Here is a 16,839-nt window from a genome sequence, read left to right on the forward strand (position 1 = left end):
GGGGCGGGGGGCGACCGGAGGGGGCGCGCGGGCGGCGCCGGGAGCGCCGAAAGGATCGTCGATCGCGATCGACGGGCCGAACGGATCCGCCGACTGGAAGGGATCGCGTGGCGCGCCCGCCTCGAGCGGATCGGGCGCGGACGGCGCCGGGACCGTCCACGCGAACGGATCCGGCTCCGGCGCCGAGGGGGGCGCGGGGGCGAACGGATCGAACGTGGCGGCGAAGGGGTCCGGGCGGGCGGGCGGCGGCTCCGGCGGCGAAGCGAACGCGAAGGGATCCCCCGGCGGCGGAGCGGTGGAGCGCGCGGGCGGCTCGAGCTCGACGTCGAGCGCCGGCGCGCGCCGCGGGCGCGGAGCGGGCGACGCGGCCGGAACCGAGCGGAGCGCGGCCGGGAGCGACGTCGCGCCGAGCTCGCGGTGCACGGAGAAGACGGTCTGGCACCGCGAGCAGCGCACCTTCGCGCCGCGCGGGCCGATCTTCTCGTCCGCGACGCGGAACTTCGCTTGACAGCTGGTGCAGAGGACGATCATGCGGCCCCACTCGGGATCCGCAGATTACACCGCAGCGGCGCTTGACACAAAGCGTCCGTCCCAGAACAATCCTTTGAGATCGCGCACTTACTCACCTCGGACGGCCCCCAATGAACGAAGAACGCCCCGCAGCCAGCGAGCCCTCCGCGGGGGGGCGCGAGCCCAAGGTCATCAAGCGTTACACCAACCGTAAGCTCTACGACACGGTCGAGTCGCGCTACGTGACCCTCGACGAGATCGCCCAGATGATCAAGGCGGGCGCCGAGGTGCAGATCATCGACAACCGGACGAAGGAGGACCTCACGTCCGTCACGCTCGCGCAGATCATCTTCGAGGAGGAGAAGAAGACCTCGAAGATGAGCCTCGACACGCTGCGCGATCTGATTCGCCACGGCGGCGAGGTGGCGCAACGGCTCGTCGAGGGGACGCAAGCCGAGCTGCGCGGCCGGGTCGAGGCGGTCCGCGCCGCCGCCGAGCAGCGGGTGCAGACCCTGCTCGTGAAGGGGCAGCAGACGAGCGATCGCGCCCGCGAGATGGTGCAGTCGTCGCAGGAGACGATGGCCGTGTTCCAGAAGCGGGTCGACGAGCGGGTGCGCACCGCGGTCGAGCAGATGGCCACGGCCTCCGACGCGCGGAAGCAGCTCGACGACATCTCGCGGCGGATCGAGGCGCTCGAGAAGCGGCTCGACGAGCTCGCCCCCAAGCAGTAGCGCTCACGCGGCGGGGGGGCGCGCCAGGATCTCGCCGGCGATCGCGGCGAGGGCCCGCGCGCCCGACGAGCGGGGCGCGTACTCGAAGATCGTGCGCCCGTGGCTCTGGGCCTCGTCGATCTTCACCGACCAGCCGAGCACGGTGCTGGACAGCTCCGCGGGGAAGCGCGCCCGGAGCCGCGCGAGGATCTCGTCGGCGAGCTGCGTCTTCCGGTAGAGCGTCGGGACGACCAGGGTGAGCGCCGGCGCCCGGCCGCGCACCGCGCGCATCGCGTCGAGGCTCTGCACCATCTCCGCGCAGCCGTCGAGGGCCAGGTACGTGAGCGCGACCGGGATGACGATCTCGCTCGCCGCGACGAGCACGTTCTCCGTGACGAGCGACACCGAGGGCGGCGCGTCGATGAGCACGGCGTCGTAGGCGCCCGCGGGGATCGCGTCGAGGCGCCGGGCGAGCCGTTCGGCCCGGTCGGGCGCGGACGCCACTGCGACCGGGAACGCGGCGAGCTCCTTGTTCGCCGGCAGGATCTCGAGCCCCGGGATGGGCGTCCGGACGGCGATCGCCTCGATGGGCAGATCGCCCGCGAGGAGGTCGTGGATGGTGGGCGAGAGCCCGCGCACGTCGACGCCGAGCGACTTCCCGGCGTGGCCCTGGGTGTCGAGGTCCGCGACCAGGACGCGCAGTCCCCGCGCCGCGAGGTGCGCGGCCACGTTCACGCAGAGCGTGGTCTTGCAGGTGCCGCCCTTCTCGTTGACGAAGGCGATGCGCCGCATGCTACTCGCGGCCGTCGTCGTCCCCGCCGCGGTCCACCTTGGCGGCGAGGCCGTCGATCATCGACTCGAGCTCGGAGAGCTTCTGCTTGAGCGAGGCGACCTCGTCCTTCGAGGGCAGGTTCGCCGCGTGCAGCGCCTGGCGCACGCCCTTGTCGAAGGTCTCCTTCGCCTGGACGGCGGACGAGAAGAGGGTCTGCAGCCCGGTGGTCACGCGCTCGCTCGCGAGGAGCTTGCCGACGAAACGCCCCATCCTTTCCTCGCTCGCCTCCAGGGCGCGCTTCAGCATGGGATTCCTGAGCATCTCGTCGAACGGCATGTTGGACTTGTCACCCTCCCCTCGCTAGCTTGTCAAGCCTCGTGCCCACCCCGACCCTTCTCGATCGGAGGCTCGTCGTGGTGACGGGCAAGGGCGGCGTGGGGAAGTCGACCGTGTCCGCCGCCCTCGCCGTCCTGGCCGCCCGCGCCGGGAAGCGCGTGCTCGTCTGCGAGGTGAACGCGCGCGAGCGGATCGCGCCGCTCCTCGGTGCCCCGCCGGCCGGATCGAGCGTCCGCGAGGCGCGCCCGGGCCTGTTCACCTTGAACGTCACCCCGCACGAGGCGATGCGCGAGTACGGGATCATGGTCCTCAAGTTCCGGACCATCTACGACGCGGTCTTCGAGAACCGGCTCGTGCGGCACTTCCTCCGGGTGATCCCCTCGCTCGCCGAGCTGGTCACGCTCGGCAAGATCCTCTTCGAGGCGAAGTCCGAGGAGCGCGGCCGGCCCCGCTGGGACGTCGTCATCGTGGACGCGCCCGCGACGGGCCACGCCGTCCAGCTCCTCCGCGTCCCCTCCGCGCTCCTCGACACCGTCCCCGCGGGGCCGCTGCGCGGCGACGCGGAGTGGATGCAGGCCCTGCTGCTCGACCCGGTCCGCACCGCGCTCGCGATCGTCACGCTGCCGGAGGAGATGCCGGTGAACGAGGCGATCGAGCTCGACGCCCAGGTGCGCAACGAGCTCGGCATCCCGCGCGCCGCCCTGTTCGTGAACGCGATGCCCGAGGTCCGCTTCACGCACGAGGAGGAGACCCGCCTCGAGTCCCTCGTGGGCGCGCCGCCCCCGCTCGGGCCGGCGGCCACCGCCGCCCGCCTGCAGGCGCTCCGCGCGGAGCAGGCCCAGCGCTACCTCGCGCGCGCGCGCGCCGCGCTCGACCTCCCCACCACGGTGCTCCCGCTGCTCCCGGTGGCGGAGTGGGGAGCGGAGGCGGTCGAGCGGATCGCCGACGCGATCGCGGCCGCGCCGCCGCAGGGGGCGCCGTGACCGCCGTGCGCGAGACGGCGGCGAGCCGGCGCATCGTGGTCTGCGTGGGCTCGGGGGGCGTGGGGAAGACCACCGTCGCGGCGGCGATCGCGCTCGACCGCGCGCTCTCCGGCGGGCGCGTGCTCGTCTGCACCATCGACCCGGCGCGCCGGCTCGCGAACGCGCTGGGCCTCTCGTCCCTCGGGAACGTCGAGTCGCGCGTCCCCGATCACAAGTTCGCGGAGGCGGGGCTCCGGGCGAAGGGCGAGCTCCACGCGATGATGCTCGACGTGAAGCGGACGTGGGACGATCTCGTCGCGCGGCACGCGCCGGATCCCGCCCGCCGCGAGCGCATCCTGAAGAACCGGCTCTACCAGCAGATGTCCTCCGCGCTCGCCGGCTCGCAGGAGTACATGGCGATGGAGAAGCTGTACGAGCTCGCCACCGATCGCGACTACGACCTCATCGTCCTCGACACGCCGCCGACCGCCCACGCCCTCGACTTCCTCGACGCGCCGGACCGCATCCTCGACTTCCTCGGCAACGACGCGGCGCGCGTGCTGCTCGCGCCCGCGATCGGCGCGGGCAAGCTCGGGCTCAGGCTCGCCCAGATCGGCGGCGGCTACGTGGCGAAGACGCTCGCGCGCTTCACCGGGCAGGCCGCGCTCTCGGACCTCGGCGACTTCCTCCAGGGCTTCCAGGGCATGTACGAGGGCTTCAAGGACCGCGCCGGCGCGGTGCGCGCGCTGCTCTCGCGCCCGGAGGTCGGCTTCGTGCTCGTCACCTCGCCGAGCCCGATCTCGATCGACGAGGCGATGGCGTTCCACGAGCGGCTCCACGCGGAGTCGATGCCGGTCGCGGGGCTCGTGGCGAACCGGGTCACCCCGGATCTCTGGCCAGGCGCGGCGCCGCTGCCCTCCCCGGAGGATCTCGCGCCGCCGCTCGACGCGCGGGGCGGAAACGATCCCGGGCTCGCGCGCCGCCTCGCGGAGACCCTCGCCGAGCACCAGGCGCTCGCGTCCGCGGAGCGCCGGGCGCTCGAGCGGTTGTTCGAGTCGGTGTCGGCCCCCTACGCGGTGGTCCCGCGCCTCGAGAGCGACGTCCACGACCTGCGGGGCCTCGCCAGGCTCGCCGAGCGGCTTTAGGTTCGGACCGCAATGCTCCTCCCCCCGCTCGAGATCAGGACCCGCGCGGAGAACGACCTCGTCGACGTCACCGCGCGCGTCCGGGCGGCCCTCCACCAGAGCGGCGTCGAGAGCGGGATCCTCGTCGCGTTCGTCCCCCACACCACCGCGGGGATCACGATCCAGGAGAACGCGGACCCGGACGTGCGCTCGGACCTCCTCCTCGCGCTCGCGAACGCCGTCCCGGATCGTCCGCCCGGAGGCGCCTACCGGCACGCCGAGGGGAACAGCGACGCGCACGTGAAGGCGTCGCTCGTCGGCAGCTCGGCCACGATCGTCGTCGAGCGCGGCGAGCTCGTGCTCGGCACCTGGCAGGGCGTCTACCTGTGCGAGTTCGACGGCCCGCGAACGCGGAAGGTGCTCCTGAAGCTCCTCGCGGGTTAGGCTCCTCCCACGATGCGCCGCGCCCTCCTCGCCACCGCGCTCCTCCTCGCCTGCGCCACCGCCCGCCGGCCCGCCCCCGGCGACGCGGGCGTGACGTTCCCCCCCGACGCGCCGGCCCGCTCGGCCCTCGACGCGGAGCTCGCAGGCAAGAACGACGAGGAGCTCCTCGCGATCGGCACCGCCGCCGCCGGCGCGGCCGGCCCGGACGACGACGCGCGGGCAGCCGCCGCCTTCGCCGCGCTCGCCGACCGGTACCCGCGCTCGCCGCACGTCCCGCGGGCGCTCCTCGGCGCCGGCGCCGCGTACGCGCGGCAGGGCGAGTGGCGGCTCGCGCTCGAGCGGTTCCGCGCGCTCGAGGCGCGGGGTGGGCCGGAGTCGCTCGAGGGCGCGTTCCGCGCCGCCGAGGCGCACTACCGGCTCGACGACCTCCCGGACGCGCGCGCCACCCTCGAGCGGCTCCTGGCGCGGCCGGAGCTGCCGGCCGCCGCGCGCGTCCGTGCGCTCGCCGAGCGCGGCGTCGTCGAGCTCGAGGCCGGCAAGCCCGAGCAGGCGGAGGCGACGCTGCGGGAGGCGCTCGCCGCGTACGCGGCGGCGAGCGCGACCGAGCGGCTCGCGCCGGGGTCCGCCGCCCAGGCCCTCTTCTACCTCGGCGAGCTCCGCCGGGCGGCGCTCCTCGCCGCGCCGCTCGACCCGGCGCGCGCCGACGCGGGCGCGCTCGCCGCGGAGCTCGAGCGGAAGTCGGCGCTGCTCCTCGCCGCCCAGGAGGAGTACCTCGCGGCCATCCGGCTCGGCGACGAGCGCTGGGCGGTGGCGGCGGGGTACCGGGTGGGCGAGCTCTACGACGCGCTCCGCGAGCAGGTCCTCGAGGCGCCGCTCCCGCCCGGGCTCGACGACGCGCAGGCGGCGAGCTACCGGGCGGAGCTCCGGCGCCAGGTCCGCGTGCTCGCCGCGAAGGCGATGACCGCCTACGAGGAGACGCTCGAGCTCGCCCGGCGCGCGGGCGTCGAGGACGTGCGGTTCCTCGCGGACGCGGCGTCGTCGCTCGACCGCCTGCGCGCGACGCTCGCCGCGGAGTAGCGCGAGGGCGTCAGGGCGAGCGCGGCGGCTCGCGATACATCGCGTCGAGCTCGGCGCGGTAGCGCTGCTCGACGAGCTTCCGCTTCAGCTTCTGGGACGGGGTGACCTCCCCCGCCGCCTCGCTGAAGTCGCGCGGCAGGATCGCGAAGCGCTTCACGGACGCGAAGCGCGGCAGCCCGGCGTTGAGCTGGTCCACGGCGCGCTGGACGAGCGCCTTCACCTCGGGCGCGCGCGCCAGCGCCTCGGGCGTCATGCTCCCGAGGCCGTGCTGGCCCGCCCAGTGGGTGATCGCCTCCGGGTCGAGCGTCACGAGCGCGGTGATGTAGTTCCGGCGATCGCCGTGGACGAGCACCTGGGCCACCACCGGCGAGAGCACCTTGAGGCGCGACTCGAGCTCCGTCGGCGCGACGTACTTGCCGCCGGAGGTCTTGATGAGGTCCTTCTTGCGGTCGGTGATGGCGAGGAAGCCATCCGCGTCGAGGTGGCCCACGTCGCCCGTGTGCAGGAAGCCCTCCGCGTCGAGCGCCTCCGCCGTCTGCTCGGGCAGCCCCCGATAGCCGCGCATGATCCACGGGCCGCGCATGAGGACCTCGCCGTCCTCGGCGATCTTCACCTCGATCCCGGGCAGCGCCGTGCCGACCGCCCCGATCCGTCGCGCCCAGGGCAGGTTCGCGTGCGTCGCCGCGGACGACTCGGTGAGGCCGTAGCCCTCGAGGATCACGACGCCCATCGCGTCGAAGAACTCGGCGATCTCCTTCGAGAGCGGCGCGGAGCCGGAGACGAAGAACTGGAGCCGCCCGCCGAACAGCGCCCGGACCTTCTGGAACACGAGCCGGTCCGCGGCCGCGTACTGGGCGGCGAGCACGGCCGACGGCCGCTTGCCCGCGCGCAGCGCCCGGGAGCGCGCCAGCCCGACGTCGAGCGCCCAGCGGAAGATCGCCGCCTTCACCGCGCCACCCTCGCGGGCGTTCTGGAGCACCTTGGCGTGGACCTTCTCGAAGATGCGGGGCACGGCGCAGACGAAGGTCGGCCGGACGACGCTCAGGTTCTCGACGATCCTCTCGATGCGGCCGTCGATGGCGGTCGGGAATCCGATGCGCAGCTGCGCCGTCCCGATCATCTTGCCGAAGACGTGCGCGAGCGGGAGCCAGAAGAACTGCAGCGGGTCGGGGTGGCCCAGGATTCCGCAGTCCTGCACGGCCTTCGACTGCGTGACCCAGCAGGCGTGCGTCAGCTCGACGCCCTTCGGCCGCCCCGTGGTGCCCGAGGTGTAGATGACCGTCGCGAGCGCGTCGCCGCGCAGGCCCGCCGCGCGCTCCTCGAACTCGCCGGGGTGGGCGGCGTCGTGAGCACGTCCCTTCTCCTCGAGCTCGGCGAGCGTGATCACCCACCGGTCCGCGCTCGACCGGCCGTCGAAGGTCACCACGTGACGGAGCGCGGGCAGCTCGGCGCGGCGGGAGACGAGCTTCGCGACCTGCTCGTCGTTCTCCGCGAACGCGACCACCGCGCCCGAGTCGGAGAGGATGAACGCGCACTCCTCCGCGATCGACGAGGGGTAGACCGTGCTCGTCGCCGCGCCGGCGCAGAGCACGCCGAAGTCGGCGAGGACCCACTCGATCCGCGTGGACGAGGCGATCGCGCAGACCTGCTCGTTCTCGACGCCGAGGGCGCGCAGCCCGCCCGCGATCGCGCGCACCCGAGCCTCGGTCTCCGCCCAGGTGAGGCTCTTCCAGCCACCATCGAGCGGGTAGCGGAACGCCTCCGCGGTCGGCGTCTTGCCGACGCGCTCCAGGAACAGCTCGGGGACGTTGCGAGGGGCGAGCTCTGCCAAGGGTCGGGTCTCCATGGTGAAAAAGCGGCTGGACTGTACCCCCGAGGCTGCGGCCGCGCGACCACCTCAGCAAGCGCGCAATGCGGGGACGCGGCTTGACGCCGCGCTCGTCCGCCAAATAGGATGCCTGTCTCACTTAACGGACAGCCTACGAGGACGCCGATGACCATCCCCCCCGACCGGAAGCTGCGCTTCGAGACGCTCCAGGTCCACGCCGGACAGGAACCGGCGCCCGGCACCAACGCCCGCGCGGTGCCCATCTACCAGACCACCTCCTACACGTTCGACAGCGCGGATCACGGGGCGAACCTGTTCGCGCTGAAGGAGTTCGGGAACATCTACACGCGGATCATGAACCCCACGACGGACGTCTTCGAGAAGCGCGTCGCCGCGCTCGAGGGCGGCGTCGCGGCGCTCGCAACCGCGTCCGGCCAGGCGGCGCAGTTCCTCGCCATCGCCAACATCGCGCAGGCGGGCGACAACATCGTCTCGACCAGCCTGCTGTACGGCGGCACCTACAACCAGTTCAAGGTGACGCTGCCCCGGCTGGGGATCGGCGTGAAGCTCGTCGACGGCGACGACGTGGGCGCGCTCACGAAGGCGATCGACGGCAAGACGAAGGCGCTCTACGTCGAGTCCATCGGCAACCCGGCCGGGAACGTCCCCGACTTCCAGGCCCTCGCGAAGGTCGCGCACGAGCGCGGGATCCCGCTCATCGTGGACAACACCTTCGGCGCGGGGGGCTACCTCGTCCGGCCGATCGAGCACGGGGCGGACATCGTCGTCGAGTCCGCGACGAAGTGGATCGGCGGGCACGGCACCTCCATCGGCGGCGTGATCGTCGACTCCGGCAAGTTCGACTGGGCGGCGAGCGGCAAGTTCCCGGTCTTCACCGAGCCGTCGCCGGGGTACCACGGCCTCGTGTTCAACGACGTGTTCGGGCCGAAGGGGCCGTTCGGCAACATCCAGTTCATCATCCGCGCCCGCGTGGAGGGGCTGCGCGACCTCGGGCCCGCGCTCTCGCCGTTCAACGCGTTCCTCCTGCTCCAGGGGCTCGAGACGCTCTCCCTGCGCGTGCAGCGCCAGGTCGACAACACGCTCGCGCTCGCGCAGTGGCTCGAGACGCACCCCTCGGTCGCGTGGGTGAACTACACCGGGCTCGAGAAGCACCCGCACCACCAGCGGGCGCGGAAGTACCTGCGGAACGGGTTCGGCGGCGTCTTCACCTTCGGGATCAAGGGCGGGTACGAGGCGGGGAAGACGTTCATCAACTCGGTGAAGCTCGCCTCGCACCTCGCGAACGTCGGCGACGCGAAGACGCTCGTCATCCACCCGGCGTCGACCACCCACCAGCAGCTCTCCGAGGAGGAGCAGAAGAGCGCGGGCGTCACGCCCGACCAGATCCGCGTCTCCTCCGGCATCGAGCACATCGACGACATCAAGGAGGACTTCGAGGCGGCGTTCGCCGCGGCGCGCTGACGCCTCCCCTCGGGTGGGCCGGGCCCCGCGGGCGGCCCGGCCTCGCCTGCCGCCGCGGCCGTGCGCCCTCCGCGCGCCCGCGGCGGACGGGCGCCTTCCCCGCCCCCGCCCGCCCGCGGTAGGTTCCCGGCGCCATGCCCGTCGGGACCTTCGCGGCAGCGGGCCGCACCGCCCTCCTCCTCCTCGCCGTGGCCGCCGTGGTCTCCGGCGTCGCGGGCGCGTACCTCCAGGCCGAGGAGGCGCACGCGGAGCGACGGCTCGTCGAGGGCCGCGCGGGCGCGCTCGCCGAGGCGCTGGAGCGCTCCGTCACGGAGGCGATGGCCGAGCACCGGCCGGAGAGCATGGGCGCGATCCTCGCGGCGGTCTCGCGCACCCAGGGCGTGGCGGGCGCGGCGCTCGCCGGCCCCGACGGCCGGGTCCGCTTCGCGGCGGGCGAGACGCCCGCGCGGCTCGGCTTCGGTCCCGAGGCGCGCTGGACCGAGCGGCGCTTCGTCCTCTCGAAGCCCATCGGGAACGGCGCCACCTGCCGCGCGTGCCACGGCGCGGCGGACGTGAACGGCGCGCTGCTCGTGGCCCTGGACACGACCGAGCTCGGGCCGCGGCTCGCCGCGTCCGCGCGCCGCATCTGGGCGCTCGTGGGCCTCACCTTCCTCGCCATCGGCATCGCGGTCGTCCTCGTGCTGCGCGCGGCGCGACGGGTCGCCGATCGCACCCAGCGGCTCGCCGAGGCGCTCGCCGCGGCGAACGCGGCGCGCGAGGCCCGGGCGGCCGACCTCGCGCGGCTCCAGGCGATCCTCGACTCGATGGCGGACGGCGTCCTCTTCATCGACGCGGACGACCGCGTCGCGCTCGTGAACAAGGCCGGCCGGGTGCTGCGCAACCTCACCGGCGGGCCGGGCCGTCCGCTGCGCGACTGCCACCCGAAGGCCTCGCACTCGATGCTCGACCGCGTGATGCGCTACCTCCGCGACGGCGACGACGCCGGCCCGGCGCACTCCATCATCAAGGAGCGCGAGGGCCGGTTCGAGACGACCTACGCGCCGGTGAAGGGCCCAGACGGCGCGTACCTCGGGACGGTCATGGTGATCCGCGACATCGCGGAGCGGCGGACGCTCGAGCGGCGGCTCCTCGACGCGGAGCGGCTGTCCGGGCTCGGGCAGATGTCCGCGCAGATCGCCCACGAGCTGCGGAACCCCCTGAACGCGATCGGCGGCGCGGCGCAGTACCTCAACCGGCGCTTCGAGGGGGACGCCGAGGTCGCCGAGTACGCCGGGCTCATCGGCGAGGAGGTGCAGCGGGTGAACCGCTTCGTCTCCGAGCTGCTCCAGGTCGCGCGCCCGGGCGAGCCGGAGCTCGCGCCGGTGTCGGTGAACCGGCTCCTGCGCGAGGCCGCCCAGAAGGTCGCGGTCGCGCGCGGGCTCCCGGCGGACGCGGTGCGGCTCGAGCTCGCCCCGGATCTGCCCGTGCTCGACGTGGACGCGCCGATGATCACCGAGGCCCTCGTGAACCTGCTCCAGAACGCGCTCGAGGCGGGCGGCGTCGAGCCGGTCGAGCTCGCGAGCCGCTACGAGACCCAGGGCGGCGAGGGGACCATCGTGGTCGAGGTACGCGACCGCGGCTGCGGGATCCCCGCCGAGGAGCTCGACGAGGTGCTCCGGCCCTTCGTGACCACGAAGCCGACCGGCACCGGCCTCGGCCTCGTCGTCGTCTCGCGCGCGGTCGAGCAGCACCGCGCCCGCTTCGCGCTGTCCTCCCGCGAGGGCGGCGGCACGGTCGCCGCGATCCGGTTCCCCGTGCGCCGCGCCGCCGCGGCCGGGCTGGTCGCCCCCGCGGGCAGCCCCGCCGACCTGGAGGCGCCGTGAGCGCCCCCGCCGCCTCGGAGGGCCTCGTCCTCGTCGTGGACGACGATCCCGGCACCCGCAAGGTCGCGAAGGCGAATCTCTCGCTCGAGGGCTTCGAGGTGCTCGTCGCCTCCTCCGGCGCCGAGGCGCTCGCGCGGCTCGACGAGTCGGATCCGCTCGCCGTCGTCTCGGATCTCAAGATGCCGGACCTCGACGGCATCGCCCTCATGGATCGCGTGCACGCGATCCGCCCCTCGCTGCCGGTCGTGCTCGTCACCGCGCACGCGACGGTCGAGACGGCGGTCGAGGCGATGCGCAAGGGCGCGCTCCACTACCTCACGAAGCCCATCCGCTACGACGAGCTCGCGCTCGTGCTCCGCCACGCGGTCGCGCACGAGCGGCAGCGCCGCGACGTGGCGCGCCTGCGCGGCGAGCTCGAGCAGGCGGCCGGGTTCGAGGAGATCGTCGGGACCTCGCCGGCCATGCGCGAGGTCTTCTCGATGGTGGAGCAGGTCGCCGACGCCGACGCGACGGTGCTCCTGCGCGGCGAGACCGGCACCGGCAAGGAACTCGTCGCGCGCGCCATCCACCGCCGCTCGGCGCGCCGCGACCGCACGTTCGTGGCGGTGAACTGCACCGCCATCCCGCGCGACCTCATGGAGAGCGAGTTCTTCGGGCACGAGAAGGGCGCGTTCACCGGGGCCGTCGCCCGGCGGATCGGGCGGTTCGAGCAGGCGCACGGCTCGACCCTGTTCCTCGACGAGGTCGGCGACCTCGATCTCGCCATCCAGGCGAAGCTCCTGCGGGTGCTTCAGGAGCAGGAGCTCACGCGCGTCGGCGCCCAGGATGCCATCCGCGTGGACGTCCGCATCGTGGCCGCGACGAACCGCGACCTCGAGGCGCTCGTGCGCGAGGGGCGCTTCCGCGACGACCTCTACTACCGCCTGAACGTCATCCCCATCCGCCTGCCCCCGCTGCGCGAGCGCACGGGGGACCTCCCCGCGCTCATGGAGCACTTCCTCGGCTCGTTCGCGAAGCGCTACGGCCGCGGAGCGCCCCTGCCGCCGCCCGACGTCATCGCGGCGGCGCGCGCCTACCCCTGGCCCGGGAACGTCCGCGAGCTGCGCAACCTGTGCGAGCGCGCGGTGCTCATGGGGTGGGCCGCGATCGCGCCGATCCTCGGCGCGGGACCGCGCGCGGACGCGTTCGGGGCGGCGGCGCTCGTCGACCCGTCCCTGCCGCTCCTCGAGGCGAAGCAGCGGCTCGTCGAGCGGTTCGAGCGCGAGTACCTCACGCGGCTCCTGAAGGAGCACCGCGGGCGCGTCGGCGAGGTCGCGCGCGCCGCGGGGATCGCCGAGCGGAACCTGTACGAGAAGATGAAGGCGTACGGGCTCTCGCGCGACGACTACCGGTGAGACCCGGCCGCCGGCCCGCCTCCCCGGCAAGCGTCCGTTTGCATCCCTCGCGGGCGTGCCCCGCATTGGCTCCGTCGCTCCGCCGGGGCGTGCTGCACAACGGGGCGATGACCGACCGGAAACCGAAGAGCCGCCGCGCCGCGATCGCCCTCGGCGTCGCCGCGCTGCTCGGCGCCGCCGCGACGCTCGCGCAGGCGCAGACCCAGGAGAAGGCCAAGGCCGCGAAGCCCGCCCAGGCCGCCCAGGCGCAGAAGCCCTCCGCCAAGGCGAAGAAGCCGGCCGCGAAGGCCGCGCCCGCCGCCGCGGCGGGTGGAAAGATCACCGACGAGACCGTCGATCCCGCCGTGTGGGGCAAGGAGTATCCGCTCCAGTACGAGACCTACAAGAAGACCGTCGACCAGGTCCGCACGAAGTACGGCGGCTCGGAGGCGCTGCCGCGCACGCCGGACGAGGCCGACCCGCGCTCGGTCGTGTCGCAGGAGAAGATCGAGGAGGACCCGCGGCTCAAGACGATGTGGGCGGGCTACGCCTTCAGCGTCGACTTCCGCGAGGAGCGCGGCCACGCGTACATGCTCGAGGACCAGACCTTCACGAAGCGTCAGGCGGTCGTGAAGCAGCCGGGCTCGTGCATGCAGTGCCACGGCTCGGTCTACGTCCCCTACAAGAAGCTCGGGAACGGCGACCTCGAGGCCGGGTTCCGCAAGATGAACGCGATGTCCTACATGGAGGCGCGCAAGCTCGTCGACCACCCGGTGGCGTGCATCGACTGCCACGACCCGGAGACGATGTCCCTCAGGGTCACGCGGCCCGGGTTCATCAACGGCATCCGCGCGCTCAAGGCGAAGCAGGGCGTCAAGGATTACGACGTGAACAAGCAGGCCTCGCAGAAGGAGATGCGCGCGTTCGTCTGCGGGCAGTGCCACGTCGAGTACTACTTCAAGGGCGACGACAAGCAGCTCACCTATCCCTGGTTCAACGGGATCAAGGTCGAAGACATCATGTCGTACTACGACGAGATCAAGTTCAAGGACTGGGTGCACAAGACGACCGGCGCGCCCGCGCTCAAGGCCCAGCACCCGGAGTTCGAGATGTGGAACCAGGGCATCCACGCCCGGTCGGGCGTCACCTGCGTCGACTGCCACATGCCCGAGATCCAGTACAAGGGCGAGAAGATCACTGACCACCAGGTGAACAGCCCGCTGCTCAAGGTCGAGGCGTCCTGCACGAGGTGCCACGCGGGCGTCAAGCCGGACGAGCTCAAGGACCGGGTCATCGCGGAGCAGGACCGCTTCTACAAGGAGCGCAACATCGCCATGGATGCGCTCATGGATCTCATCGGCGACATCCAGAAGGCGCAGGGGGACGGCAAGGCGACCCCGGAGCAGCTCGACGCCGCGCGCTACCTCCAGCGGCGCGCGCAGTTCTACCTGGACTTCGTCGAGGCGGAGAACTCGACCGGCTTCCACGCGCCGCAGGAGGCGCTGCGGATCCTCGGCGACTCGATCGACTACACGCGCCAGGGGCAGCTCGTGCTGCGCGACGCGACGTTCAAGCCGGACGTGAAGGTCGTGGTCGTCCCCACCGCGCAGCCCGGCCCGAGCCAGGCGCCCGGGACGCACCCGGCGACCGTGCCGGCGGCGCCGCAGAAGCCGCAGGAGAAGGCGAAGTAGGCGCGCGAGGCGCCACGAGGCGGAAGGCCCCGGTTGCCGCGCGGCGACCGGGGCCTTCGCTTCGGTGGGCCCGCCGCGCGCCGCTACTGAGGGACGGGCAGCGGGAGGGTGTGGACCTTGTCGACCGCCTGGGCGCCGTTCACGCCGTGGCAGGAGAGGCACTGCTCCTTGCCGTCCGAGGTGTAGCGCGCGACGTGGAAGGCCGAGTAGGCCGTGCCGTGGCAGCCGGTGCACGCGGCGGTGAGCGCGGGCTTCGCCGGCTCGTCGGGCGAGTGGGCGGTGCTCGCCGCGTGGAGGATCGTGCCGGTCTCGTTCGCGATGGTGGCCGCCGCGTTCGAGGGGATCGACTCCAGTCGGTAGGTGCCCTCGAGGTGGCAGAGCGTGCAGCGGGCGAGATCGTTCGGGAACTCGCCCATGTCGCGGAACTTCGGGCCGCCGTAGGAGGCGAGCGGCTTCGTGAGCTCCGCGGGGCCGGTGCGGCCGCCGGTGTGGATGCGGTGGATGATCACCTTGAAGTGCAGGCTCCGCTCCTCGACGTCGTCGTAGGTGGCGGCGAGGTTCGTGTTCCCGGGCGCGTCCTTCGGCCGGCTCCGCCAGTCAGTCTTGTCGGGCGCGTGGCAGATGACGCAGTACGCGGTCTGGTTCCGGACCCCGCCGTGATACGAGAGCCGCAGGTGGCAGGCGTTGCACTTCTGGAGGTCGACGATCGTCCGCCGCGGCGCGGGCGCGCCGCTGCCGAGCGCGCCGGTGGACGTGTCCACCCACGCGAGCGCGTTGTCCGCGACCTCGGTCACCGTCTCGCCCGTGTACGGCCAGACGAGCCGCTTCGCCGCGTCGTCCCAGAACGGCGCCGTCGCGCCCGTCACGCCCACCGGCAGGTTCGAGCGCCGCGCCTCGATCCCGACGAGCCAGGTCCCATCCGATCCCTCCGGGATCTTGTCCGTGTCCGGGAAGGTGAAGGTGAAGCGGCCCTCCGCGTCGGAGGTCGGGACGGGCTTCGTCGGGTCGGCGGGATCTCCGACGACGATCTCGCTGAGCGGGAGGACCGACGTCCCGAGCGTGCGGAAATCGGGGGCCGCCGGGCCGGCGAGGTAGATCGTGAGCCGCGACACCGCGCGCGGCACGTTGCTCGCGGGGACGTTCCCGTCGCTCGCGGGGGCGGGGTTGGCGAGGTCGCGGATCGCGCCGTTGCGGTCCGACACCTTGAACACCACGGTCGGCGCGAGCCCGGGCGTGAGGTTCGTGACGGACACGATCTCGACGGTGGGCTTCGAGTAGCGGGCGTGCCGGTACGGCGGAACGTGCGCCTCCTTCATCGGGACGCGCACGTTCGGGTTCGCGGTGGTCGGGACGTGGCACTCGTTGCAGCGGGAGTCGTCCGCCTGTGGCCCCCCGGGGTGAGCCAGGTGGAAGACGTCGGGCGGCTTCGCCTCGAGGTCGGGCGCGACCGCCGGCTGGAACCAGACGTCGGGGTGGCACCCCTGGCAGGTCCGCCGGGAGATCTCGGTGTCGATCGCCGCGACCTGCGCCGCGTCGGTGGTGTGGCAGGCCTCGCAGCTCCGGTAGTCGCGAGGGAAGGTGATCCCCGCCGCGAGCATCTTCGCCGGCTGGCCGTTGTCGCTCCGGGTCGCGATCGCGCCGAAGACGCGCTCGCGCGAGAGCTCGCCGACGACCGCGAAGCGACGGCCGACGAGGGTCATGTCGGTGGGGAGCTTGTTCCGACCGGTGAGGAACGGGAGCGGCGGCTTCACGTCGCCGTAGGGCTGCGGCGCCGCGAGCGCGCTGCTCGAGACGTACAGCGTCGGCAGGGTCTTCCCGCGGTGAATCCGATGAACGAGCCGCCCGAGCTCCAGCGGGTTCGGGTTCGTGTCGGGCGTCGCGTCCGCGCGCGCGGCGGGATCGACGGTCTGCCCGTCCGCGTGCTGGTAGGTGTGGCAGGTGACGCAGATCCGCGTGCCGGTGCGGGAGCCGCCGTGCGCGCGCAGCGTGCCGTGGCACGCCGCGCAGGCGGCGTCGACGACGAGCTCGCGCCCGCTGAGCGGCCCGTGGTTCGGCACGAAGTCGATCGTCGCGGTGGTGAGCGCGGTCCCGGGGACGCCGCGCAGGAACACGCCGACGCGCAGCGTCTCCGCGGGATCGTAGCCGGCGGGGATAACGGTCGCGAACGTGTACGTGTACACGCCCCCGCCCTGCTCCGCCCACGTCCCCTCGGTCTCGGCGCCCGGCTGCCGCGTGCCGAGCAGCACCGCACCGTCCGGCGTGCCCGGCCCGGCGACGGGGAGGCTCACGAGCGTCTCCGCCCCGGTGAGCACGAGGCTCCTCCACGCCGGGAGGCCGGTCACGGGCTCCTTGCCGAGCGACGCGAGGGTCCACGCCGGCTGGAGCGCGCGCGCGGCCTCGAGGCCCAGCGGGCGGCCGTCGCGCGACGCCCGGAACGTCACGGCCACGCGCTGCGCCGCGTCCACCGTCGCGGCGGCGATCTCGATCCTCGGCCCCTTGGGCGGGGGCGCACCGGCTGCCGGACCGAGACGCGGCGCCTGCTGGCACGCGCCGAGGAGCGCGAACGTCACCGCCGCGGCGAATGCGCTCTTCGTGAACCGGCGACTCATCGATCCCTCCCGGCGCGCGCGCCGACGCCCTCCCCGACTCGGAGCTCGTGGCTTATCAC

The 16,839-nt window shown here is 73.3% G+C and carries 14 protein-coding genes; 9 read left to right on the forward strand and 5 right to left on the reverse strand.

From position 1 onward, the window contains the following. The coding region (locus MNY62_RS18760; protein WP_242345789.1) for a zinc-ribbon domain-containing protein at nucleotides 1-531 on the reverse strand (531 nt) is incomplete at its 3' end. 110 nt (nucleotides 532-641) lie between these two features. Here MNY62_RS18760 and MNY62_RS18765 point away from each other — a divergent pair. Then, on the forward strand, nucleotides 642-1,241 hold the full coding sequence (locus MNY62_RS18765) for a polyhydroxyalkanoate synthesis regulator DNA-binding domain-containing protein (protein WP_242345790.1): 600 nt from the start codon (nucleotides 642-644) through the stop codon (nucleotides 1,239-1,241). A gap of 3 nt (nucleotides 1,242-1,244) precedes the next feature. On the opposite strand, the gene MNY62_RS18770 is transcribed toward MNY62_RS18765, so the two are convergent. Then, entirely contained in the window at nucleotides 1,245-2,012 is a 768-nt protein-coding gene (locus MNY62_RS18770) for a ParA family protein (protein ID WP_242345792.1), read from the reverse strand. A 1-nt stretch (nucleotide 2,013) separates the two neighbouring features. Beyond that, nucleotides 2,014-2,328 (reverse strand): hypothetical protein, encoded by a 315-nt coding sequence (locus MNY62_RS18775; protein WP_242345794.1) that lies wholly within the window; start codon nucleotides 2,326-2,328, stop codon nucleotides 2,014-2,016. Nucleotides 2,329-2,369: 41 nt separating this feature from the next. Here MNY62_RS18775 and MNY62_RS18780 point away from each other — a divergent pair, with 41 nt between their 5' ends. Genes MNY62_RS18780 through MNY62_RS18795 form a run of 4 tightly spaced genes read left to right on the forward strand, consistent with a single transcriptional unit; the run spans nucleotide 2,370 to nucleotide 5,935 of the window. Further along, on the forward strand, nucleotides 2,370-3,311 hold the full coding sequence (locus MNY62_RS18780) for an ArsA-related P-loop ATPase (protein ID WP_242345795.1): 942 nt from the start codon (nucleotides 2,370-2,372) through the stop codon (nucleotides 3,309-3,311). Then, on the forward strand, nucleotides 3,308-4,435 hold the full coding sequence (locus MNY62_RS18785; protein ID WP_242345797.1) for an ArsA family ATPase: 1,128 nt from the start codon (nucleotides 3,308-3,310) through the stop codon (nucleotides 4,433-4,435). The genes MNY62_RS18780 and MNY62_RS18785 overlap by 4 nt, the downstream gene beginning before the upstream one ends. A 12-nt stretch (nucleotides 4,436-4,447) precedes the next feature. Further along, nucleotides 4,448-4,858: a secondary thiamine-phosphate synthase enzyme YjbQ gene (locus MNY62_RS18790; RefSeq protein ID WP_242345799.1), complete on the forward strand. Its 411-nt coding sequence runs from the start codon at nucleotides 4,448-4,450 to the stop codon at nucleotides 4,856-4,858. Nucleotides 4,859-4,870: 12 nt separating this feature from the next. Continuing rightward, complete coding sequence (locus tag MNY62_RS18795; RefSeq protein WP_242345800.1) at nucleotides 4,871-5,935, forward strand: tetratricopeptide repeat protein; 1,065 nt, start codon at nucleotides 4,871-4,873, stop codon at nucleotides 5,933-5,935. A gap of 10 nt (nucleotides 5,936-5,945) precedes the next feature. On the opposite strand, the gene MNY62_RS18800 is transcribed toward MNY62_RS18795, so the two are convergent. Continuing rightward, on the reverse strand, nucleotides 5,946-7,766 hold the full coding sequence (locus MNY62_RS18800) for an AMP-dependent synthetase/ligase (RefSeq protein WP_242345802.1): 1,821 nt from the start codon (nucleotides 7,764-7,766) through the stop codon (nucleotides 5,946-5,948). 162 nt (nucleotides 7,767-7,928) lie between these two features. Between MNY62_RS18800 and MNY62_RS18805 the strand changes: the two genes are divergently transcribed. The 4 genes from MNY62_RS18805 (at nucleotide 7,929) to MNY62_RS18820 (ending at nucleotide 14,171) form a co-directional block, all read left to right on the forward strand. Beyond that, nucleotides 7,929-9,245 carry an O-acetylhomoserine aminocarboxypropyltransferase/cysteine synthase family protein gene (locus MNY62_RS18805; protein WP_242345803.1) on the forward strand — a complete coding sequence of 439 codons (1,317 nt, stop codon included), beginning with the start codon at nucleotides 7,929-7,931 and terminating at the stop codon, nucleotides 9,243-9,245. 134 nt (nucleotides 9,246-9,379) lie between these two features. Continuing rightward, nucleotides 9,380-11,107, forward strand: coding sequence for a two-component system sensor histidine kinase NtrB (locus tag MNY62_RS18810; RefSeq protein ID WP_242345805.1), 1,728 nt, complete (start codon nucleotides 9,380-9,382; stop codon nucleotides 11,105-11,107). After that, nucleotides 11,104-12,501: a sigma-54-dependent transcriptional regulator gene (locus MNY62_RS18815; RefSeq protein WP_242345808.1), complete on the forward strand. Its 1,398-nt coding sequence runs from the start codon at nucleotides 11,104-11,106 to the stop codon at nucleotides 12,499-12,501. Before MNY62_RS18810 ends, MNY62_RS18815 begins: the two co-directional genes overlap by 4 nt. A 107-nt stretch (nucleotides 12,502-12,608) precedes the next feature. Further along, the gene (locus MNY62_RS18820; protein ID WP_242345810.1) at nucleotides 12,609-14,171 is read left to right on the forward strand and encodes an ammonia-forming cytochrome c nitrite reductase subunit c552; all 1,563 of its coding nucleotides are present in this window, start codon (nucleotides 12,609-12,611) and stop codon (nucleotides 14,169-14,171) included. A gap of 83 nt (nucleotides 14,172-14,254) precedes the next feature. On the opposite strand, the gene MNY62_RS18825 is transcribed toward MNY62_RS18820, so the two are convergent. Further along, nucleotides 14,255-16,780 (reverse strand): OmcA/MtrC family decaheme c-type cytochrome, encoded by a 2,526-nt coding sequence (locus MNY62_RS18825; protein WP_242345812.1) that lies wholly within the window; start codon nucleotides 16,778-16,780, stop codon nucleotides 14,255-14,257. Between the last annotated feature and the right edge of the window lie 59 nt (nucleotides 16,781-16,839).

Source organism: Anaeromyxobacter terrae (genome assembly GCF_022690685.1).
In the GTDB taxonomy this organism is placed as follows: Bacteria; Myxococcota; Myxococcia; order Myxococcales; family Anaeromyxobacteraceae; genus Anaeromyxobacter; species Anaeromyxobacter terrae.

Coding starts and splice junctions, on each gene's coding strand:
- MNY62_RS18765 (WP_242345790.1), top strand. CDS start 642: ATGAACGAAGAACGCCCCGCAGCCAGCGAGCCCTCCGCGGGGGGGCGC.
- MNY62_RS18770 (WP_242345792.1), bottom strand. CDS start 2,012: ATGCGGCGCATCGCCTTCGTCAACGAGAAGGGCGGCACCTGCAAGACC.
- MNY62_RS18775 (WP_242345794.1), bottom strand. CDS start 2,328: ATGCCGTTCGACGAGATGCTCAGGAATCCCATGCTGAAGCGCGCCCTG.
- MNY62_RS18790 (WP_242345799.1), top strand. CDS start 4,448: ATGCTCCTCCCCCCGCTCGAGATCAGGACCCGCGCGGAGAACGACCTC.
- MNY62_RS18795 (WP_242345800.1), top strand. CDS start 4,871: ATGCGCCGCGCCCTCCTCGCCACCGCGCTCCTCCTCGCCTGCGCCACC.
- MNY62_RS18805 (WP_242345803.1), top strand. CDS start 7,929: ATGACCATCCCCCCCGACCGGAAGCTGCGCTTCGAGACGCTCCAGGTC.
- MNY62_RS18810 (WP_242345805.1), top strand. CDS start 9,380: ATGCCCGTCGGGACCTTCGCGGCAGCGGGCCGCACCGCCCTCCTCCTC.
- MNY62_RS18820 (WP_242345810.1), top strand. CDS start 12,609: ATGACCGACCGGAAACCGAAGAGCCGCCGCGCCGCGATCGCCCTCGGC.
- MNY62_RS18825 (WP_242345812.1), bottom strand. CDS start 16,780: ATGAGTCGCCGGTTCACGAAGAGCGCATTCGCCGCGGCGGTGACGTTC.